This window comes from Amycolatopsis dendrobii, from assembly GCF_014145675.1.
Lineage (GTDB): Bacteria > Actinomycetota > Actinomycetes > Mycobacteriales > Pseudonocardiaceae > Amycolatopsis > Amycolatopsis dendrobii.
The window spans coordinates 135,741-154,854 of the sequence record NZ_JACGZW010000007.1 but is presented as its reverse complement, the minus strand read 5'-3'; the positions used below and the strand labels follow the sequence as shown (position 1 = coordinate 154,854).

23 protein-coding genes are annotated in these 19,114 nt (G+C 68.5%); 8 read left to right on the top strand and 15 right to left on the bottom strand.

The features are described 5' to 3' along the window. Positions 1–24: 24 nt before the first annotated feature. Complete coding sequence (locus H4281_RS21455; protein ID WP_037716129.1) at positions 25–207, bottom strand: DUF3073 domain-containing protein; 183 nt, start codon at positions 205–207, stop codon at positions 25–27. Between the two features lie 207 nt (positions 208–414). On the opposite strand from H4281_RS21455, the gene H4281_RS21450 reads away from it, so the two are divergent. After that, complete coding sequence (locus tag H4281_RS21450) at positions 415–1,311, top strand: DUF8083 family protein (protein ID WP_182892726.1); 897 nt, start codon at positions 415–417, stop codon at positions 1,309–1,311. On the opposite strand, the gene H4281_RS21445 is transcribed toward H4281_RS21450, so the two are convergent. The 3 genes from H4281_RS21445 to ygfZ are packed head-to-tail and all read right to left on the bottom strand — an operon-like array spanning position 1,292 to position 3,970. Next, positions 1,292–2,236, bottom strand: coding sequence for an asparaginase (locus tag H4281_RS21445; protein ID WP_182892725.1), 945 nt, complete (start codon positions 2,234–2,236; stop codon positions 1,292–1,294). The genes H4281_RS21450 and H4281_RS21445 overlap by 20 nt on opposite strands. Further along, on the bottom strand, positions 2,233–2,799 hold the full coding sequence (locus H4281_RS21440) for an RsiG family protein (protein ID WP_182892724.1): 567 nt from the start codon (positions 2,797–2,799) through the stop codon (positions 2,233–2,235). Before H4281_RS21440 ends, H4281_RS21445 begins: the two co-directional genes overlap by 4 nt. 49 nt (positions 2,800–2,848) lie before the next feature. Then, positions 2,849–3,970, bottom strand: coding sequence for a CAF17-like 4Fe-4S cluster assembly/insertion protein YgfZ (ygfZ, locus tag H4281_RS21435; protein ID WP_182892723.1), 1,122 nt, complete (start codon positions 3,968–3,970; stop codon positions 2,849–2,851). A 31-nt stretch (positions 3,971–4,001) separates the two neighbouring features. Here ygfZ and H4281_RS21430 point away from each other — a divergent pair, with 31 nt between their 5' ends. After that, positions 4,002–4,847 carry an aminodeoxychorismate lyase gene (locus H4281_RS21430; protein ID WP_182892722.1) on the top strand — a complete coding sequence of 282 codons (846 nt, stop codon included), beginning with the start codon at positions 4,002–4,004 and terminating at the stop codon, positions 4,845–4,847. A gap of 43 nt (positions 4,848–4,890) precedes the next feature. On the opposite strand, the gene H4281_RS21425 is transcribed toward H4281_RS21430, so the two are convergent. From H4281_RS21425 to H4281_RS21380, 10 genes are all read right to left on the bottom strand, one after another. Beyond that, on the bottom strand, positions 4,891–5,292 hold the full coding sequence (locus H4281_RS21425; RefSeq protein WP_182892721.1) for a hypothetical protein: 402 nt from the start codon (positions 5,290–5,292) through the stop codon (positions 4,891–4,893). Between the two features lie 2 nt (positions 5,293–5,294). Then, positions 5,295–6,146: a 5-oxoprolinase subunit C family protein gene (locus tag H4281_RS21420; RefSeq protein WP_182892720.1), complete on the bottom strand. Its 852-nt coding sequence runs from the start codon at positions 6,144–6,146 to the stop codon at positions 5,295–5,297. Then, positions 6,146–6,748, bottom strand: a complete 603-nt coding sequence (locus tag H4281_RS21415; RefSeq protein WP_182892719.1) for a 5-oxoprolinase subunit B family protein — start codon at positions 6,746–6,748, stop codon at positions 6,146–6,148. The genes H4281_RS21420 and H4281_RS21415 overlap by 1 nt, the downstream gene beginning before the upstream one ends. 16 nt (positions 6,749–6,764) lie before the next feature. Then, positions 6,765–7,376, bottom strand: coding sequence for a heme-binding beta-barrel domain-containing protein (locus H4281_RS21410; RefSeq protein ID WP_182892718.1), 612 nt, complete (start codon positions 7,374–7,376; stop codon positions 6,765–6,767). A gap of 129 nt (positions 7,377–7,505) precedes the next feature. After that, positions 7,506–8,840 (bottom strand): MFS transporter, encoded by a 1,335-nt coding sequence (locus H4281_RS21405; RefSeq protein ID WP_182892717.1) that lies wholly within the window; start codon positions 8,838–8,840, stop codon positions 7,506–7,508. Between the two features lie 101 nt (positions 8,841–8,941). Then, positions 8,942–9,247 (bottom strand): DUF1416 domain-containing protein, encoded by a 306-nt coding sequence (locus H4281_RS21400; RefSeq protein ID WP_009084726.1) that lies wholly within the window; start codon positions 9,245–9,247, stop codon positions 8,942–8,944. Next, on the bottom strand, positions 9,247–10,083 hold the full coding sequence (locus tag H4281_RS21395; RefSeq protein WP_182892716.1) for a sulfurtransferase: 837 nt from the start codon (positions 10,081–10,083) through the stop codon (positions 9,247–9,249). The genes H4281_RS21400 and H4281_RS21395 overlap by 1 nt, the downstream gene beginning before the upstream one ends. A gap of 31 nt (positions 10,084–10,114) precedes the next feature. Beyond that, positions 10,115–10,549, bottom strand: a complete 435-nt coding sequence (locus H4281_RS21390; RefSeq protein WP_182892715.1) for a DUF4395 domain-containing protein — start codon at positions 10,547–10,549, stop codon at positions 10,115–10,117. Between the two features lie 422 nt (positions 10,550–10,971). Continuing rightward, positions 10,972–11,406 (bottom strand): TlpA family protein disulfide reductase, encoded by a 435-nt coding sequence (locus H4281_RS21385; protein ID WP_182892714.1) that lies wholly within the window; start codon positions 11,404–11,406, stop codon positions 10,972–10,974. Between the two features lie 5 nt (positions 11,407–11,411). After that, positions 11,412–12,314 carry an LmeA family phospholipid-binding protein gene (locus H4281_RS21380; protein WP_182892713.1) on the bottom strand — a complete coding sequence of 301 codons (903 nt, stop codon included), beginning with the start codon at positions 12,312–12,314 and terminating at the stop codon, positions 11,412–11,414. 175 nt (positions 12,315–12,489) lie between these two features. On the opposite strand from H4281_RS21380, the gene H4281_RS21375 reads away from it, so the two are divergent. From H4281_RS21375 to pstB, 6 genes are all read left to right on the top strand, one after another. Next, positions 12,490–13,221 (top strand): winged helix-turn-helix transcriptional regulator, encoded by a 732-nt coding sequence (locus H4281_RS21375; RefSeq protein ID WP_037809366.1) that lies wholly within the window; start codon positions 12,490–12,492, stop codon positions 13,219–13,221. A gap of 22 nt (positions 13,222–13,243) precedes the next feature. Continuing rightward, positions 13,244–14,143 carry a mycothiol synthase gene (mshD, locus tag H4281_RS21370; RefSeq protein WP_182892712.1) on the top strand — a complete coding sequence of 300 codons (900 nt, stop codon included), beginning with the start codon at positions 13,244–13,246 and terminating at the stop codon, positions 14,141–14,143. Positions 14,144–14,382: 239 nt separating this feature from the next. Beyond that, on the top strand, positions 14,383–15,510 hold the full coding sequence (gene pstS, locus H4281_RS21365; RefSeq protein WP_182892711.1) for a phosphate ABC transporter substrate-binding protein PstS: 1,128 nt from the start codon (positions 14,383–14,385) through the stop codon (positions 15,508–15,510). A 185-nt stretch (positions 15,511–15,695) separates the two neighbouring features. Then, positions 15,696–16,616, top strand: a complete 921-nt coding sequence (gene pstC, locus H4281_RS21360; protein WP_037808608.1) for a phosphate ABC transporter permease subunit PstC — start codon at positions 15,696–15,698, stop codon at positions 16,614–16,616. A gap of 2 nt (positions 16,617–16,618) precedes the next feature. Beyond that, complete coding sequence (gene pstA / locus H4281_RS21355) at positions 16,619–17,533, top strand: phosphate ABC transporter permease PstA (protein WP_037718612.1); 915 nt, start codon at positions 16,619–16,621, stop codon at positions 17,531–17,533. A 3-nt stretch (positions 17,534–17,536) separates the two neighbouring features. Next, entirely contained in the window at positions 17,537–18,313 is a 777-nt protein-coding gene (gene pstB / locus H4281_RS21350; protein ID WP_009084706.1) for a phosphate ABC transporter ATP-binding protein PstB, read from the top strand. Between the two features lie 109 nt (positions 18,314–18,422). Here the strand turns inward: pstB and phoU are convergent, their stop codons facing one another. Beyond that, complete coding sequence (phoU, locus tag H4281_RS21345) at positions 18,423–19,097, bottom strand: phosphate signaling complex protein PhoU (RefSeq protein WP_182892710.1); 675 nt, start codon at positions 19,095–19,097, stop codon at positions 18,423–18,425. Positions 19,098–19,114: the final 17 nt, after the last annotated feature.

Below are 19,114 nucleotides of genomic sequence, written 5' to 3'. Positions count from 1 at the left end.
GCCCTCGCGTGTCGTGTGCCTGCGTCAACGGCGGTACTCGTCGTACCCGTCGTCGTACGGGTCCTCGTACCGCTTGTCGTCCTCGTGGTTGTCCGAGGAACTACTCGACAGCTCGCGCTGCAAAGCATCGAAGTCGGTTTCGTGGGAGCTGTATTTGAGCTCGCGCGCCACCTTCGTCTGCTTGGCCTTAGCCCGGCCGCGCCCCATGGCTCGACCCCCTCGCACAGGGGCGGGGCGGCCGGGGGAATCGGCGGCCCCGCATCGTCTCGACAGTTCTTTCCTGCTGACACCGTACCGTGTCCCGGGGGTTGGATGCGACGTGGCACGGTGTGCTCGTCGCGACAGTGTCCGCCGGACGCCGGTTACCGGCACGTCGATGCCGATCGGCGCTGGTCGGCGTGCCACGATGCTCGGGTGCTCCGACCCTTCGTGGCCTATCTGCGGGTGTACGAACCTCTGCGCGCGCTGGGCGATCCGCCCGCGCAACAGCTGGTCGAGGCCGTTTCCGCGGGCGGGCTCAGCCGGATCGGGATCGGCGAACGCGAACAGCAGATGTGGCTCAAGTCACAGGCGGCCGCGCCGGTGCGGCTGCTGCCCGCGCAGCTGCGCGACGGACGGCCCTCGCCGAGTCTCGTCACCGACGTGCTCGTGCTCGACCCGGCCGAGGTCCCCGCCGGACACTCGGCCGAAGGCCCGTTCGCGTGCCCGCTCGAACTGCGCGCCCGCTCCGCCGCGGCGTTGAGCACCTTCCTCGCCGACGCCGAGCCCGCGTTGCGGATCGCGGTCCTCGACGCGGGCGGCGTCACCGCGGACAAGGCCCGCGCGCAGACCAAGGCCGCGATGACCGACCTCACCGCCACCGCCGCGCACACCCTCACCACCACCTGGACTGTCCCGCTGCCCTGGTTCTCGCTGGTCGATCCGGACGAACGCAAGCTCGTGCTCGGCAGCGGCCCGGCCGACCCCGCGCGGGAGGCGTCCTGGCGCACGCCGATGTCAGCCGCGCTCCGGCGGGCGTCCGAGGCGGGCGAGCTGATCGAGACGACCTTCGGCGACTCCGGTCCCGGCCGGGTGCTCTCGCAGACCCGGCAGTGGCTGGAGAGCTTCGACCCGGACTCGGTCGTCGAACTGGACTACGGCGGGCTCGTGCAATTGTTCGCCGACTCGCTGCTCGACGCCGACTCCACCGCGGAGGAGGTCCACGACATCCTCGACGCACTGCGCACCGGGAACGTCGAAGAGCTGGCCGAGCTGTTTTCGCAGCTGCGCGAGTTCTGGGGCGACCTCGCGGCTAAGGAACACTCCAACTGACCCGCAGCTCGCCCTGGGGCTTGCCGCCGCCGAGAACCGGCGGGTGAGCCAGGTCGGACAGCTCTTCCGGTGTCTCGATGCCCAGGTGCGCGAGCACGGCCATGGCCAGCGGAGCCAAGGCCCGCTTGTTGCCGTCCGCGATCTTGATCGCGCACGCGGTGCCGTCGCCCAGCGTGAACGCCAGGACACCTTCCGCGCCGCTCTTCGACAGCAATCCCGGCACGCCCTGCATCAGCCGGGTGTCTTCCCGGTCGGTGCCCGCGACCAGCCAGGGGTGGGCCCGCATCGCGTCGGCCACCCGGCGCTCGTCGGTGCCCGGCTCGGCCTGAACGAGCCTGCCGAACGACCGCGCGAGGCCGGTCGGCGAGAACGCGAACAGCGGTGCGCCGCACCCGTCGACCCCGACCGCGGCGATGGATTCGCCGGTCAGCTCCTCGACCGTCTTCGCCAGCTGGACCTGCAACGGGTGGTCCGGCAGCTGGTAGCCCTCGGTCGGCCAGTCGTTCGCGACGCACGTGGCGAGCATCGCGGCGTGCTTGCCCGAGCAGTTCATGGTGATCTTCCGCGGCTCGTCGGCCGCACGTCGGGCGTCCTCGCCGATCGGCAGTTCGGCCGGGCAGGCCAGCACGGCCGGGTCGAGCCCGGCGCCGGACAGCATCGCGGCGACGCGCTCGACATGTCCGGTTTCGCCGGAATGCGAGGCACAGCCCAGCGCCAGGTCCGCACCGTCGTAGCCGAGCCCGGCCCGGAGCATCCCGACGCCTTGCAGCGGCTTGTTCGCCGACCGGGGGAAGAACGGGCTGGTCACGTCGCCCGCGGAGAACTGGACGGAGCCGTCGGGCGCGGTGACGACAAGACATCCGTGGTGGACGCTCTCGACGAACCCATTCCGGACGACCTCGACGAGGATCGGCTGGCCGGTCATTCCTCGACGCGCCCCAGTTCGCTGTCCAGCAGTTGGTCCACAGTGGCCGCTCCGCTGCTGTAGCGCGCGGCGATCTCGGCGTTGAGCGTGTCCATCACGCCCTGGACCTGGCGGCGAAAGGAGGACACGGAGGCTTCCTCGGCCGCGTATGTGTCCAGCGCGGCGGCGAGCTTGTCGTCGGTGAGCGAGCCGACGTCGGTGAGCCCGGTGTCGCCGATCAGCGCCTCCGCGTGCCTGCGGTGCTCGCCCGCGCGGGACGGTTCGAGTTGCTGGTGGCGGCCGGAACCGGCGGCCGGGCCGAGCGCGTTGTCGGCGAGGATGGACGCGAGCCGGTCGACAATGCTGCTTTCCCCGCCGGACGAGCGGCGCTCCTGTTCGGCGCGCACGATGTCGATGCGGGCGTGCAGGAGCCGGCGCAGGTAGGACAGGTCTGTCTCTTCCTGCGCGGCCTCGTCGCGCCGCTCGCGCAGCACCGGGAGCGGCAAGTCGCCTAATCCGGTGAGATATCCCGGGCCGAGGACGCGGTCGATCCGTCGCCGCCCGCCGGGACGCACTTCGATCACGGGCACATCCTGCTCCACATTCGGCGACGACGCTACCGTCGAGTTCACTTCAGCCCCGCAGTCTCTGCGCCGCTTCCCGTCCGGGCGCCGCGTGCTCGCCCGGCACCGAGTCCGGATCGACAGTGGCCTGGACCACTCGGTCCTCGTCGCCTGCCAGCAGCTCCGCCCCGCCCGGAACCGAGCGTTTGACCAGCGCGAGCGCGATCGGCCCGAGTTCGTGGTGCTGCGCGACCGTGCCGATCCGGCCGACCACGCGCTCGCCGAGCTTCACCGGATCGCCGGTCTCCGGCGTGATCTCCGGCGAACCGTCGAGGTGCAGCAGCGCCAGATACCGCGGCGGGCGGCCGACGTTGTGCACCTTCGAGACGGTTTCCTGGCCGCGGTAGCAGCCCTTCGCGACGTGCGCGGCCGAGCCGATCCAGCCGACCTCGTGCGGGATCGTCCGTTCGTCGGTGTCGACGCCGAGCCGCGGATGCCGCGATTCCACGCGCAGCGCGTCGAAGGTCCACGAACCAGCCGGACGAGCCCCCGCGTCGGTGAGCCGTTGCCACCATTGAGTGAGCTGCGCGCGCGGCACCACGAGATCCGCGCCCGCTCGCGTCGGCCACGGCATCCGCCGGGCGAAACCGCCTTCGGGCAACGCGGCCACCGAATACGGCTCGGTGCCGAGTTCGACGCCGAGCACGCTGTCGGTCTCCGGGCCGAGCACCGAAAGAACGGCCAGTTCTTCGGTCGCGTCGCGAATCTCGACCTTGGACCAGAACTTCATCGCTTCGAGGTACTCGCGCAGGGTTTGCTTGCCGCCCTTGGGCAACGCGCTCGTCACGAGCGGGCCGGGGTCGCTGTCGAGGTACACCGTCTCGCCGGTGTGCGCGAGCACGAAATGGGTGTCGACGTGGCCTTGGCTGTCGAGGACGAGCGCTTCGGTGCCGGTGTTCGCGGCGAGTTCGGTGACGTGTTGCGAGATCACCAAATGCAGCCAGGACAAGCGTTCCTCGCCGGTGACGGCGAGGATTTCTCGGTGCGAGCGGTCGATGACGACCACTCCTCGGGCGGCGGTGCGCTGCTCGGCGAACGGATCGCCCCAGTGCCACGGAACTCCGGCTTCCGGATGGCCCTCGGGCGCGGCGACCGCGCGGGGGATTTCGAGCAGCGGCGAGCTGTACGGCATAGCTCTAAGGGTAAGTGAGTACCTTGAGGGGATGCGCGTTCTCGCCTTCCTAGACGGTTCACTGGCCGACCCCGAAGCCGCTCACCTCCGGGTGGACGACCTCGGCCTGCTGCGCGGAGACGGGGTGTTCGAAACGATCCTCGTAGCAGTGAAAAAGCCGCGGGAAATGCGTCCGCACCTCGACCGGCTCGCCCGTTCCGCGGCGATGCTGGACCTGCCCGCCCCGGACCTCGACGGCTTCGCCCGAGCCGCGCAGGCAGTCGTCGACGCGTGGCGGGGCGGCCCGGAGATTGCCTTGAAACTCGTGTACACGCGGGGTGTCGACGGCGATCCGGAAGGCAAGCCGACGGCGTTCGCGATGGGCCTGGAGGTCGACGAGAAGGTCCTGCGGGCGCGCACCGAAGGTGTTTCCGTGGTGACCCTGGAACGCGGTTTCGGCCCCGAACTCGCCGAGCGCGCCCCGTGGCTTTTGCTCGGCGCGAAAACGGTTTCCTACGCGATGAACATGGCCGCCCTGCGCGAGGCGACCCGTCGCGGAGCTCAAGATGTGATCTTCACCGCTACCGACGATTCGGTCCTCGAAGGACCGACGTCGACGGTCGTGCTGGCGAAGGAGCGGACGCTCTACACCCCGCCGGCCACTGTTGGCATCCTGCCAGGAACGACTCAGTACGCGTTGTTCCGCGGCGCGGAGAAGGCGGGCTGGTCGGTGAAGGTGGAGCCGCTTTCGGTGGTGGACTTGCTGGACGGGGACGGCGTTTTTCTTACGTCGTCGGTCCGGAAGGTGACCCGGGTGCACACGCTGAACGGCACGCAGCTGCCGGATTCGACGGCGCTGCACGAGGAGCTGGTGGCGGCTTACGAGAGCGAGTACTGAGCGTCTCGTGAGTGTTGGTGCCGGTTCTCACCGGCATGAACACTCACGACCCGCTGATCAGCACCACCGACGGCGTGACCCCTTCCGCCCGGTAAGCGCTGATCTTGTGGTGCCCGTCCACCAGCAACGGCCGCGTACCGGACAAAACCACCGCCACCGGCCGGTGTCCCGACCGGATCGCCGTGCGGTAGTACGCGACCCGGGCATCGTCGTCGTCCGGCCAGTCGCTCGCCGGGATCAGATCCACCGCCTCGAACCGCTGCGGGCCGCTGACCCGGTACTGGCCGTCGACGAGCAACGCCAGCAGCTCGCGCAGGGTTTCCGCCAGCGGGAGGCGTAGCTGACCGGTCGCGAGCGCGATGCGCAGCGACTGCGGCAGCTCCGCCCGTCCTCCGGTGTTCAGCTCCAGGAAACCCGCGCCGCCGGTGATCGTTACCCGTTCCACGCTCAGAAGGACGCGTGGAACCGCACCAAGGTTCCGGGGCGTGCTTGAGCGAGTGCTCCGAGTGACCCCCGTCTCACGACCGCGATCACCGGATAACCGCCCGTGGTCGGGTGATCAGCGAGGAAGACCAGCGGCAATCCGTTCGGCGGGACCTGAATCGCGCCAGTGAGCACGCCTTCGCTCGGTAACTCCGAAGTGGACACTCGACGTAATGGCGGCCCGTCAAGGCGGACCCCCACTCGGTTGGATTCCGCGGTGACTGTCCACTGTGCGTTGAGCGAGGCCCGCGCGTCGGCGAACCAATCGTCGCGAGGGCCGAGCAAAACCGGCACTGCCAGCTGGGGCGGCGCGGACGAGGCGGTGACCACGTCGGCACCGGACGGAACACCGGTGACGGGGCCGAGGGGGACGCTCGCGCCAGCTTCCAGCGGCGAGGGGCCGAGTCCGGACAGGACGTCGGTCGATCGGCTCCCCAAGACGGGTGGCACCGCGATGCCGCCGGACACCGCCAGGTAGCAGCGCAGTCCGGTGGCGGGTCGGCCGATTGTCAGTTTTTGGCTTGGCCGCAACGGAATCGGCGTGTGCGAGCCGGTTTCCCTTCCGTCCACGGACACCGCGACCGGCGGTCCGGTCACCGCCGCGGTGCACGAAACCACGGCCCGGACGGTGAGCCCGCCCAGCACGGTTTCGATCCCGGCGGCGTCCTCGGGATTGCCGACCAGCCGGTTGCCGAGTCGCAGTGCCGCGACGTCAAGAGCACCCGACGGTGGGACGCCCAGATGTGCGTAGCCGGGACGGCCGAGGTCTTGCACCAAAGCCAGCGAACCGGGCGAGACGATCTCCAGCGCGCGCATCAAACGCTCCGGAACCGCACGCGGAGACCGGGCGTGAACAACGCCGGTTGCGCGGCGGAAGGCTCGAAGAGCGTCACCTCGGTGTGCCCGATCAACCGCCAGCCGCCAGGGGATTCCCGCGGATAGACGCCGGTGTACTCGTCGGCGATGGCCACCGACCCGGCGGGGACGCGAGTGCGTGGCGAACTGAGCCGCGACTGCTGGAGTTCGGCGGGAAGCCCGGCGAGATAACCGAAACCGGGCGCGAAACCAGTGAACGCGACCGTGTAGACCGCACGAGTATGGAGAGCGACGACCTCGGCCACGCTGAGCCCCGCGTCCTCAGCGACCAGGGAAAGGTCTTCGCCGGAGTACCGGACGTCCAAAACGACTTCGCGGGCATCCCCGGCAGGCGGATGATCCAGATCGGCCGAAGCCAGCAAGGAACGCGCAGCTTCCAGAGCGCTCGTGGACGCGACCACCAGCAGGGTGCGGGCCCCGGGAACGATCTCCGTGACGCCGTCGAGCGCGGCTTCGGTGAGGGTCGCCCTTGCCGCGCTCATCTCCTCGAGCGAGGCGCAGTCGAGCAGGGCGGCGTGTTCGCCGTACCGCCGCCAGCGCACGGCGTCTCCCGGAGCCTCAGCCCACCACGCGGCGCAGCAGCGCGGAGGCGTGCGGCTGCATTTCCTGTCCGACCATCGCGCGTTCCTCGACGTACCCGAGGTCGCCGTTCACCAGGCCGTACAGCCGCTGCGCACCGGTGACCTCCTTGGCCGTCGCGGTGCGGATGACCGCGTCGGTGCCGAGTTCCCAGGCCGTCTGGCTGCGCGGTTTGCCGTAGTACAGCTCGACGATGCCGGAGCTGTGCGTGAGCAGCAGTTCCAGGGTGTCGTCCTCCTGCGGCCGCCAGAACCCGGTTTCGCGGGCGGCGGGCCGCAGCACGCTGCCGTCCTCGTTCAGCAGCCACGAGCGCGCCTCGTGGAACAGGAACGGGCGGCCGTCGTGGGAGACGGTCAGCTGCTGGGCGAACTTGATCGGCCCGTCGATCGTTGGGTAGTCGATCTCGCCCTCGCCGCGCCAGACGCCGACGAGCGGCAGCAGGGCGAGGCACGCGTCGTTCAGGTTCGGGCCCTCGCGCAGGTTCGCCGTGTCGTTCGGGATCGGCAGGTCGTCCCACAACGGCAGGTTGCGGTCGCGCGTGCTGGCGGCCCGCTCCTCGGCTGCTGCGATGGCTTCGTCGCCACTCGTCATGCTGATCAGCGCTGGTCGGCGTACAGCCGGTAGACGACGTAGACCGCGAACCACACGGTGGCGATGCCCGCGATGATCAACAGGGTCGTAAACAAGGTCTCCACAGCGAGGACAATAGTCCGCCCCGGCTCATCTAGCGCTGCGCAGGGTCGCGGCGGTGAGGACGGTCACCGCCAGCAGCGCCGCGCCGGCCACCGCCATCGCGGTCTGGAGCCCGGTCGTCAGCGTGCTCCCGTGATCGAGAAGCGCTCCGAGCGCGGCCACGCCGAGCGCCATCCCGACCTGGCGCGCGGCGTTCACCGTGCCCGCCGCGGTGCCCGTGCGCTGCGCCGGGAGCCCGGCGAGACCGACGATGTTCGTCGGGGTGATGCTCAAGCCGAGCCCGACGCCGGACAGCGTCAGCGGCACGCTGAGCAGCCAATCCGGGCTCGCCGGGTCGACCAGCAGGAAGGCGGAACTCCCCGCCGCGGTGATGGCGAGACCGATCGGCAGCACGCGTTCCGCGGTGAACCGGCCGGCCAGCCGTCCGGAGAAGAACGCGAGAACGGCGTTGGCGACCACGTACGGCAGCATCTGCACCCCTGTCGTCGAGGCGGTGCTGCCCCAGGCCTGCTGCAGGTACACGGCGATCAGCACCGGCAGCGGGTAGCAGGCGAAGCCGATGACGAACGAGGTGAAGATCGAAGCGGCGAACCGGAACTTGCCGAACAGCCGGATCGGCAGCATCGGATGCGGGGCGCGCAGTTCCACGACGATGAACGCGATCAGCCCGAGCGCGCCAACCGCCGCGGCCACCGCGTCCGACGCGATCACGGCGTAGGTGAACGAACCGATCCACAACGCGCCGAGCACCTGCCCGGGCAGGTCCAGCGCGCCGTGCGCTGGATCGGACGATTCGTCGAGGCCCCGGCGACCTGCGAGTACCGCGAGAACGCCGATCGGCAGATTGATCAGGAAGATGGTCGGCCAGCCGAGCGCGTCGGTGATCGGTCCGCCGATGAGGGGACCGATGACCAGCGCGCATCCGGCCACGCTGCCCCACGCCCCCAGCATCCGGGCCCGTTCCCGCGGCTCTGGATACGCGTGCGCGAGGAGAGCGATGCCGCCCGGGATGACCGCCGCGGCCGCGATTCCTTGGCCTGCGCGCGCGGCGATGAGCAGTCCGAGCGTCGGGGCGAGGCCGCAGCCCAGCGAAGCGAGCGTGAACACCGCGAGGCCGCCGAGGTAGATCCGCTTGCGGCCATAGCGGTCGCCGAGCGTGCCGCCGGTGAGGATCAGCGCGGCGAGCGCGACGGTGTACCCGTCCACAATCCATTGCAGGTCAGTGAATTCGGCGTGCAACTCGCGCTGGATGGTCGGCAGCGCGACGCTCACCACGCTCGCGTCGAGCAACGCCATGAAGCTGCCAAGGAACACAGCGGTGGCCAGCAGCGGGCTCCGCGCAATGGTTTTCGTTTGCGACACGTCCGCGAGCTTGGGTCCTCAAGCCGACTTGAGGTCAAGTCTCCCCGGGACACGAGAAGGGCCCCTCGGAAACCGAGGGGCCCTTCTGCGCGAAAGCGTTGTCAGGCAACCGAAATGGCCAGCTGGTGCAGGCCAGGGCCTTCCGCGGTGACGTTGGCCTCGCCGTTGCCCGTGCGGTGCAGCGCGCGCACCGTCCAGGAACCCTCGGCCGCGTAGAAACGGAAGTCGCCGTCCGCCGAGGACACGACCTCGCCCGCGAAGTCGCCGCCGCCGTCGAGCAGCCGGACGAACGCGCCGCCGACCGGTCCCTCGGCGCCGGTGACCTTGCCTGCCAGGACGACCTGGCCGTTGGTGTCGAAGTCTGCCGGGGTCGCGACCTGTGCCGGTGCGCTGCAGCCGTCTGCCATCACTTAGCTCCCAACTCGACCGGAACGCCGACCAGCGAACCGTATTCCGTCCACGAACCGTCGTAGTTCTTCACGTCCGACTGGCCGAGCAGCTCGTGCAGGGCGAACCAGGCGATCGAGGAACGCTCGCCGATGCGGCAGTACGCGATGGTCGGCTTGCCCTCGTCGTAGCCTGCCTCGGCGTAGAGGTCCTTGATCTCCTGCTCGGACTTGAAGGTGCCGTCCTCGTTGGCGACCTTCGCCCACGGCACGTTCAGCGCGCCCGGGATGTGGCCCGGCACCTGCGACTGCTCCTGCGGCAGGTGCGCCGGGGCGAGCAGCTTGCCGGAGAACTCGTCCGGCGAGCGCACGTCGATGTAGTTCTTCGAGCCGATCGACTGGACGACCTCGTCGCGGAACGCACGCAGCGACAGGTCCTGGTCCTTGGCCTGGTAGTTCGTGGCCTCGCGCTTGACCTCGTCGGAGTTCAGCTCGCGGCCGTCGAGCTCCCACTTCTTGCGGCCGCCGTCGAGCAGCTGCACGTTCTCGTGGCCGTAGAGCTTGAAGTACCAGTACGCGTAGGCGGCGAACCAGTTGTTGTTGCCGCCGTAGAGGATCACGCGGTCGTCGTTCGAGATGCCCTTCTCCGACAGGAGCTTCTCGAAGCCCTCCTTGTTGACGAAGTCGCGGCGGACGCCGTCCTGGAGGTCCTTGCGCCAGTCGAGCTTCACCGCGCCGCGGATGTGCCCGTTGTCGTAAGCGGTCGTGTCCTCGTCGACCTCGGCGAACACCACGCCCGGGGTGTCCAGGTTTTCCTCGGCCCACTGCGTGGTGACCAGGACGTCTTCTCGGCTCATGGAGACTGACTCTCTTTCTGGGTTAAGGGTTTTACGAGGACGCCCGCGCGGGGCTGAAACGCTTGATCAGCAGGTACATCTGGCACCCGAGGCAGTAGTTGAACGCCGCGTTGAGGAACGCCGCGAAGAGCGCGAACGCGGTCGCGACGACGCCGAGCGGCGTCACGCCGGTCGCGAAGCCGATCGTGCCGACGAGCGCGAACACGAACCCGACCGCCTGCGCGAACCGCAGCGGGGCGGCGTCCTCGCGTTCGGTCGGCGGCCCGAGCCGCGGCGCGATCGCGAGCCGGTACAGCACCGAGTACGGCGCTGGCTTGAGCCCGACGAACGCACCGATCGCGAAGACCACGGTCTGCAGTGCGAGCAACGGCCACCACTGCGTGACCAGCACGACGGCGAGCACCACCGTGGTCACGATCGCGGCGAACCTGGGACCTCGCGGGTCTACGGCCGGTCCGGCGGACATGGGTTCCTCCTGCTCAGTGCGAGGGGAAAGGCGTGCGGACAGCACGCGGCGAAGACGGGCGGAGCTGCGAAACGGCGCGAGACGTGCTTCAGCGCCGGCCGGAAAAAGGCAGACACAAGCTGCTGCGCACGCGGCAGAAATCGACCGCGCGGCGCTGCGTCAGAAGGGTGATGGGCAGCTCGTCCACAGGGGGGAGGGTACCCAGGCTCGCTCGCTCCCGGAACCATGTTCATTCCTTGGGACGAGGTCCGGATCCTGAGAATCAACCGCCGCGGACGCCCGGCTGGGCACTGCCCCAATGTGGCATTGGGTGCGCGGGACGCACCGAACGCCACATTGGGTGCGTCAGATGCACCCAATGCCACATTGGGGAGCTTTGACGGGGCCGGGTGCGAGGGGCAGCTGGAGCCGGGCGGCGAGAGTCAGCGTGGCGCGGCGGCCAGATGCGGGCGGAGCGCTTCCAGCAGCTCCGGGCCCTTGGGCACGCCGCCCACGCGCAGCAGTTCCCGGCCCTCCGGGTCCAGCGCGAGCGTGGTCGGCGTGCTGAGCACCGACAGCGCCTGCGCGACCTCGGGACGTTCGGTGACGTCCAGGTCGACGTGGTGCAGGCCGTCGGTCTTCTCCGCGAGCGACGAGAGAATCGCCCGCGTGTGCCGGCACGGGGTGCAGAACGTGGTGGAGATCTGCACCAGGGTGACGGCGGATTCCGGATCAAGGGCCTCGGAGACCGGAGCGGGGAGCGAGCGGGTCGCGGCGGCCGGTTTGGCCGCGCGGATCCGGCCGTTGCGGGCGCGCAGGACCAGGCCCGCGGCCGTCGCGACGACCAGCGTCGCCAGCAGCACCCACACTCCGGTCACCGGGATCAGCCTCCGTGGTTGGTGGACAGGTCGGCGAAGTTGACGTCGTGCGCTTCGCCCTTGATGGTCACCGAACCGCTGTCGACGCGGACCGCAGTCGGGGTGACCGACAGCGGCAGCCGGGTCGTCGAAATGCTGGCCCGGAAGTTCGGCAGCAGAGCTTTCTGCACAGCTTCCGGAACGATCGTGGTGCTCTGGTCATTCCCGAACTGCAACCGGTAAGGCACGATCGAGATCGTCTTCTCCTTGAGCTGGATCAGCGCGAAGCAGAAGATCTCCACCTTCTGGCCGGCCACCTGCACGTCGCCGGAGATCCGCACGCCCGCGCTGGTGCCGTCGGCCGGTTCGCCGTCGGCGTTGGTCGGCGTCGGGTCCGGCTGCTTGCCCTGTTCGGTGTCGCCGTACTTCACGTACGCCTGGGTCGACTGCTCGATCTTCAGGTTCTGGATCTTGTTCAGCGGCGAGACCCGGGCGAGGTCGGACGCCTTGATCGTCACCGCACCGGTGAGCTTGCCGATCTTCACCGCCTTGGTGTTGCCGGAGGTGAGATCCGACAGCGGCGCGATCACGTCCTCCAGTTCGGCGCTCACGCGCAGGTCGCGCAGTTCGTTGCCGACCGGGACGCCGTCCGCGGAAACCGTGATGTGACTGTAGTCACCGGAGAGCGCCTGCACGGTGAACGGGAAGCCGTGGATATTGACCGACGGATCGTCGCTCAGCCCGAGCTGTGCGCGGGCCTTCTGCGAGATCGTGTGCTCGGCGAAGGCCGCCGCTCCGAAATCCGCACCGACCAGCAGGAGCACCAGCACTCCCAGCACGATGAGCCACCGCCGCACGCGCCTGCCGCGGCGGCCGCTGCCGGGGTTTTGGGCCGGTCGGTCGTCCCGGGTCACGGGCCTGCTCGCCATCGCCTCGGTTCTCCTGTTCGGGTGGATTTCGTCGTGGTGCGGGTCACGCCGGGACTGTTCGACCAGGTGTGATCGATCCAGCAGGAGCTAGGTACCGGCGTGTTCACCCGCTATTCTCACTTAGCACCGACCGACGCCACGTTTGAGGCGACGAATCTGAAGGCGGTGCGGAATCATGAGCTTGGACCTGCTGGTGCTGACGGGGGAACTCGACGCTACCTCCGTACTACCCGCGCTGGACCTGCTGCCGCACACCGTACGCGTACGCGAGCCGGAAGTGACGGCCCTGCTCGACGCGGGTCACCGGGACGTCATCCTGCTCGACGCGCGCAGCGACCTCGCGTCCGCGAAAAGCCTGTGCCGCCTGCTTAAGGGCGCGGAGGACGAATCGGGCACGCCGGTCATCGCGGTCGTCGGCGAAGGCGGTCTGGTCGCGGTCAACGCCGAGTGGCGCACGGACGACATCCTGCTGCCCACTGCTGGTCCCGCGGAGGTCGACGCCCGGCTGCGGCTGGCCACCACTCGTGACGGCATCGGACTGCAGGCAGACGCCGAACTGCGCGTAGGCGACCTTGTCATTGACGAAGCGACGTACACGGCGAAGCTGCGCCGTCGCACGCTTGAGCTGACGTACAAGGAGTTCGAGCTCCTTAAGTACCTCGCTCAGCACGCCGGTCGCGTGTTCACTCGCGCGCAGCTGCTGCAGGAAGTGTGGGGTTACGACTTCTTCGGCGGCACGCGCACGGTCGATGTCCACGTACGGCGGCTTCGCGCGAAGCTCGGTCCGGAGCACGAGCAGATGATCGGCACTGTGCGAAACGTCGGTTACAAGTTCGAGCGGCCGGCGAAGGGCGCGAAGCCGGTTGTCGCCGTTCCGGCCGACGCTTCGGAGCTGACCTCTCGCTGACGTTCGCCGGTAAGGTCGGTTTGTGGCTATCGACCTTGGCGACTGGACGACCGATCCCGACGACGCGGTGCGCGAAGTGCTGCTCGCGGTCAAAGCGACTGACGGCCGTCCCGAGGTCGACGCGACCGGGCCGCTGCCGCGCGAATTCGAAGGCGGGCTGCATCTCCTCGCCCGCTTCGACGGCGCGCCCGCGGGATACGTCCACCTTGACACCGAAGGCGATTCCCACGGTCATCAGGTCGCGGAGCTTGTCGTGCACCCGGATTTCCGGCGTCGCGGCGTTGGCACCGCGCTCGCGAAGGCCGTAGTCGAGCGCGCCGACGCGGGATTGCGCGTGTGGGCGCACGGCGATCACCCTGGCGCGGCGGCGATCGCGGCGAAACTCGGCCTCGGCAGGCAGCGCGAACTGCTGGTCCTGCATGTCGCCGTGTCCGCTGCGGACTGGCCGGAACCGGTGCTGCGCAACGGTTTCCGGTTGCGGACCTTCGTGCCCGGCCAGGACGAGGACGCGATGGTCGCGGTCAACGCGCGCGCGTTCGACTGGCATCCGGAACAGGGCGCGCTGACCGCCGCCGAGGTGCGCGCCGAGGAACTTCAGGCCTGGTTCGACCCGGCGGGCTTCTTCCTCGCGGAGAACGAGAACGGCGAGGTCGCCGGCTTCCACTGGACGAAGGTGCACGATCCGGTGCCCGGCCGGTTCGACGGCGACCCGGTCGGGGAGGTCTACGTGGTCGGCGTCGATCCTGCTACTCAGGGTAGTGGCCTCGGCAAGGCGCTGACCTTGGCCGGACTCCGTTACCTGCGTTCTCGGGGACTACCGAGGGTGATCCTCTACGTCGAGGGCGACAACGCCGCGGCTTTGGCTGTGTACAACAAGCTGGGGTTCCAGCGTTTCGAGACCGACGTCCAGTACGGTGAGTGATCACGGTCGACGCGACTGGTGACCCGTGTTACTTTCTGCGTACTAGCAGGTCACGACCAGGCCACGGCACCCGTTCGGGGTAGTAGTCCTGCTCACAACCGGTGACTTGTTCACCTCCCGTTCATGCAACCAAGGACGACCGTCCACCGAGGCTGCCTAGTGTCCGGTTCCGGTGCGGCTCACCCGCCGCCAATCCCGACCGGATTCAAAAAGGCACATCTCCGAGTGGAGGAAATGCAGTGAAGATCATGCGGCCCCTGGGTGCCGTCGGCATCGTGGCGAGCGCCGCGCTCGTGCTCGCCGCTTGTGGCTCCGACCCTTCGGCGTCGAACAACGCGGGCTCGAACTCCGCCGCTCCCGCCGCCACCGGAACCGCCCAGGTCGACTGCGGGGGCAAGAGCCCGCTTTCCGCTGAGGGCTCGACGGCCCAGAAGAACGCCATCGAGGTGTTCAACCAGGCCTACAACAAGAAGTGCTCCGGCCAGAAGGTGAACTACAACGGCACCGGTTCCGGCGCCGGCGTCAAGCAGTTCAATGCCAACCAGGTCGACTTCGGCGGTTCGGACTCGCCGATCAAGGACGCCGACCTCGAGGCCGCCACCAAGCGCTGCGGCTCGCCCGCGCTGAACATCCCGCTGGTCGTCGGCCCGATCGCGGTCGGCTACCACCTGTCCGGCGTGGACAACCTGACGCTGACCCCGCAGGTCATCGCCAAGATCTTCAACGGCGGCATCAAGAACTGGAACGACCCGGCCATCAAGGCGGTCAAGGGCAACGAGAGCCTGAACCTGCCGGACAAGCCGATCCAGGTCGTCTCCCGCTCCGAGGAGTCCGGCACCACCGACAACTTCCAGAAGTACCTCGGCGCGGCTGCCAAGGACGTCTGGACCCAGGGTGCGGGCAAGAAGTTCGCCGGCGGCGTCGGCAACGGTGCGCAGGGCTCGAACGGTGTCGCGAGCACCGTCAAGGGCGCGGACGGCTCGATCACCTACGTGGAGAGCGCGTTCGCCAAGGACGGCGTCACCCCGGCCAAGATCGACAGCGGCTCCGGCGGCGTCGCGCTGAGCGCGGAGAACGTGGCCAAGTCCCTCGACGCCGCCAAGTTCGCCCACCCGGGCACCAACGACCTGGCGATGGACCTCAACGGCATCTACTCCAGCAACGTGCCGGGCGCCTACCCGCTGCTGCTGACGACCTACGAGATCGTGTGCTCGAAGTACTCGAACCCGGACGTCGCGAAGGCCGTCAAGGCGTTCCTGACGGTGGCCGCCACCGAGGGCCAGCAGCCGCTGTCGGCCAAGGGCTACGTGCCGATCCCGCAGAGCCTCCAGGACAAGGTGCTGAAGGCCGTCAAGGAAATCTCCTGAATCGCCTGACTGGTACAAAGGCTGACTAGAGACTGTCGATGAGCGACCAATCCTCGACGCGAACGCCCACCGGCGACCCCGGTGGGCGTTCGTCGTCCGCCCGAGCGTTCCCGGAGGATCCGATTTCGGACAAGCCACCCGCGCCGGCGCCGGAAGCGCCGCCCGCGCGGAAGAAGCCGACGAAGGTGCGAGCCGGTGACCGCATCTTCCAGAATCTGACCACCGGGGCCGGGATCTTCGTCGTCGCCCTGATCGCCTTGATCGGGATTTTCCTGGTCGTCCAGGCGATCCCGGCGCTGAAGGCGGACAAGGTCAACTTCCTGTTCAACCACGGGTGGTCGACGAACGACCCGGCGAACATGGCGTTCGGCATCGCCGACCTCGCCGAGGTCACCGTCGCGACCTCGCTGGTGGCGCTGATCATCGCGATGCCGATTTCGCTGGGCATCGCGCTTTTCCTCACCCAGTACGCGCCCGCGAAACTGGCCCGGCCGTTCGCCTATGTCGTGGATCTGCTCGCCGCGGTGCCGTCGATCATTTTCGGCCTGTGGGGCATTCTCGTGTTCGCGCCCGCGATCGAGCCGTTTTCCGAGTGGGTCAACAGCACCTTCTCGTGGATTCCGATTTTCGCGCCGGGCAACATCGCGCCGAACGTGCGCGGCACCATTTTCACCGCCGGAATCGTGCTGGCGGTGATGATCCTGCCGATCATCACGTCGCTGACCCGCGAGGTTTTCGAGCGCACGCCGACCGCGCAGGTCGAGGGCGCGCTCGCGCTCGGGGCCACGCGCTGGGAGGTCATTCGCACCACGGTGCTGCCGTTCGGCAAGGCCGGTTTCGTCGGTGCGTCGATGCTCGGTCTCGGCCGCGCGCTCGGTGAAACCATTGCGCTGGCGGTGATTCTGCTGATCCCGCAGGGCCGCAACTTCGACTGGAGCCTCTTCGACGGCGGCGCGACGTTCGCCTCGAAGATCGCCCAGAACTACAGCGAGTTCAACAACCCGACCTCGGCCGGCGCCTACATCGCGGCCGGACTGGTGCTGTTCGTGCTGACGTTCCTGGTCAACTTCGCCGCCCGCTCGATCGTCGGCAAGAAGGGGGAGTGACCGTGTCGACCACCCTCGAACGGCCCGCGACGACACCGGCTTTCCAGCAGGTGAGCGCGGCCCGCAAGGTCAAGAACGGCGTCGCCACCGTGCTGGTGTGGCTGTCGTTCCTGATCGCCGTGATCCCGCTGGTGTGGGTGCTGTACACGGTGATCGCCAACGGGATCAAGCGGATCCCGTACAGCAACTGGTGGGGCCAGGACTTCGGTTCGGTGCTCGGCGACGAGGTCGGCGGCGGCGTGCTGCACGCGATCATCGGCACCCTGCTGCAGGGTCTGGTGTGCGCGGTCATCTCGGTGCCGATCGGCCTGCTGGTCGCGATTTACCTCGTCGAGTACGGCCGCGGCAAGCTGGCCAGGGCCACCACGTTCATGGTGGACATCCTCTCCGGTGTTCCCTCCATTGTGGCCGCTCTGTTCATTTACGCGCTGTGGGTCACCACGCTCGGCCTGCCGCGCAGCGGGTTCGCGGTGTCGCTCGCCTTGGTGCTGCTGATGATCCCGGTGGTCGTCCGCTCCGCGGAGGAAATGCTGCGGATCGTGCCGGACGACCTGCGCGAGGCCTCTTACGCGCTGGGCGTTCCGAAGTGGAAGACGATCATGAAGATCGTGCTTCCGACCGCGTTGTCGGGCATTCTCGGCGGCATCATGATGGCGCTCGCCCGCGTGATGGGCGAAACCGCGCCGCTGCTGGTGCTCGTCGGGTACACGTCCTACGTCAACTGGAACATCTTCAGCGGGGAGCAGGCGTCGCTTCCGTTGGTGATGAACAACGAACGCGCCACCAACTCGATGGACCCCGGCAGCGTCGGCTTCGACCGGATCTGGGGAGCCGCGCTCACCCTGGTGCTCATCATCGCCGTGATCAACCTGCTCGCCACGGTCCTTTCCCGCATCGTCGCCCCGAAGAAGAAGTGAGTCATGGCCAAGCGAATCGACGTCAAAGACCTGGACATCTACTACGGCAAGTTCCACGCCGTGGACAGCGTCACGCTGAACGTCCCGCCGCGGAACGTGACCGCGTTCATCGGCCCGTCGGGGTGTGGCAAGTCGACCGTGCTGCGCACGCTGAACCGGATGCACGAGGTCATTCCGGGTGCCAGGGTCGACGGCCAGGTGCTGCTCGACGGGGAGGACATCTACGCCTCGGCGGTGGACCCGGTGCAGGTGCGCCGCACCATCGGCATGGTGTTCCAGCGGCCGAACCCGTTCCCCACGATGTCCATTAAGGACAATGTGGTGGCCGGGCTCCGGCTCGGCGGGGTGAAGAGCCGCAAGCAGCTCGACGAGGTCGCCGAGCGCGCGCTGCGCGGCGCGAACCTGTGGAACGAGGTCAAGGACCGGCTGAACAAGCCGGGCGGCGGCCTTTCCGGCGGCCAGCAGCAGCGGCTCTGCATCGCGCGGGCGATCGCGGTGCAGCCGGACGTGCTGCTGATGGACGAGCCTTGTTCGGCGCTGGACCCGATCTCGACGCTCGCGATCGAGGACCTGATCGGCGAGCTGAAGAAGGACTACACGATCGTCATCGTGACGCACAACATGCAGCAGGCGGCGCGGGTTTCGGACCAGACCGCGTTCTTCAACCTGGCCGGCGTCGGCCAGCCCGGTCGGCTGATCGAGCTGAACGACACGGAGAAGATCTTCTCCAACCCGGACGAGAAGGCCACCGAGGACTACATCTCGGGCCGCTTCGGCTGATTCCACTGTGGACGGCCGCTCTGGTTTCCGTGCCAGGGCGGCCGTTTTCATTACTGGGTACTAAAAAACCGCCACCTGTTGGCTCAGGTGGCGGTTTTCTCGTGGTAGGTCAGATGGTCAGGTCTTCGTCGTCGGTGCCGTAGCCGGGCATCCGGCCGGTGACCACGAAAATCATCCGCTTGGCGACGGACACCGCGTGGTCGGCGTAGCGCTCGTAGAAGCGGCCGAGCAGCGTGACGTCGACCGCGGAGGCGACGCCGTGCGGCCATTCGCGGTCCATCAGCACGGTGAACAGGTGCCGGTGCAGGTCGTCGACCTGGTCGTCCTCGGTCTCGAGGTCCTTGGCCGCGGACACGTCCTTGGTCTTGATGATCGCCTCGACCTGGCGGGCGAGCTTGACCGCGGCCCGGCCCATCTCGGCGAAGTAGGGCTTGACGGCGTCCGGCAGCACCGGGTCCGGGTGGCGGCGGCGGGCGGCCTTGGCGACGTGCAGGGCGAGATCTCCCATGCGCTCCAGGCTTTCCGCCGCGTGGATGGCGGCGAGCACGGTGCGCAGATCGGTCGCGACCGGGGCCTGCAGCGCCAGCAGCGCGTACGCCTGCTCCTCGCATTCGGCGCGCGCGTCGTCGACCTTCGCGTCGTCGCTGATCACCTGCTCGGCGAGGCCGAGGTCGACCTCCAGCAGTGCCTTGGTGGCCCGCTCCATGGCGTCGGCAACCTGGACCGACATCGCGGCCAGGTTTTCGGCGAGCTGATCGAGTTCGACATGGTAGGCCTCACGCATGAGCACACCCTACGACG

What these genes read in the sequence shown, in the direction of transcription:
- H4281_RS21410 (WP_182892718.1), bottom strand. Translation starts at nt 7,376, where the DNA reads ATGACGAGTGGCGACGAAGCCATCGCAGCAGCCGAGGAGCGGGCCGCC.
- H4281_RS21445 (WP_182892725.1), bottom strand. Translation starts at nt 2,236, where the DNA reads ATGACCGGCCAGCCGATCCTCGTCGAGGTCGTCCGGAATGGGTTCGTC.
- H4281_RS21420 (WP_182892720.1), bottom strand. Translation starts at nt 6,146, where the DNA reads ATGCGCGCGCTGGAGATCGTCTCGCCCGGTTCGCTGGCTTTGGTGCAA.
- H4281_RS21400 (WP_009084726.1), bottom strand. Translation starts at nt 9,247, where the DNA reads ATGGCAGACGGCTGCAGCGCACCGGCACAGGTCGCGACCCCGGCAGAC.
- phoU (WP_182892710.1), bottom strand. Translation starts at nt 19,097, where the DNA reads ATGCGTGAGGCCTACCATGTCGAACTCGATCAGCTCGCCGAAAACCTG.
- H4281_RS21455 (WP_037716129.1), bottom strand. Translation starts at nt 207, where the DNA reads ATGGGGCGCGGCCGGGCTAAGGCCAAGCAGACGAAGGTGGCGCGCGAG.
- pstB (WP_009084706.1), top strand. Translation starts at nt 17,537, where the DNA reads ATGGCCAAGCGAATCGACGTCAAAGACCTGGACATCTACTACGGCAAG.
- H4281_RS21430 (WP_182892722.1), top strand. Translation starts at nt 4,002, where the DNA reads ATGCGCGTTCTCGCCTTCCTAGACGGTTCACTGGCCGACCCCGAAGCC.
- H4281_RS21375 (WP_037809366.1), top strand. Translation starts at nt 12,490, where the DNA reads ATGAGCTTGGACCTGCTGGTGCTGACGGGGGAACTCGACGCTACCTCC.
- H4281_RS21395 (WP_182892716.1), bottom strand. Translation starts at nt 10,083, where the DNA reads ATGAGCCGAGAAGACGTCCTGGTCACCACGCAGTGGGCCGAGGAAAAC.
- H4281_RS21380 (WP_182892713.1), bottom strand. Translation starts at nt 12,314, where the DNA reads ATGGCGAGCAGGCCCGTGACCCGGGACGACCGACCGGCCCAAAACCCC.
- ygfZ (WP_182892723.1), bottom strand. Translation starts at nt 3,970, where the DNA reads ATGCCGTACAGCTCGCCGCTGCTCGAAATCCCCCGCGCGGTCGCCGCG.
- H4281_RS21390 (WP_182892715.1), bottom strand. Translation starts at nt 10,549, where the DNA reads ATGTCCGCCGGACCGGCCGTAGACCCGCGAGGTCCCAGGTTCGCCGCG.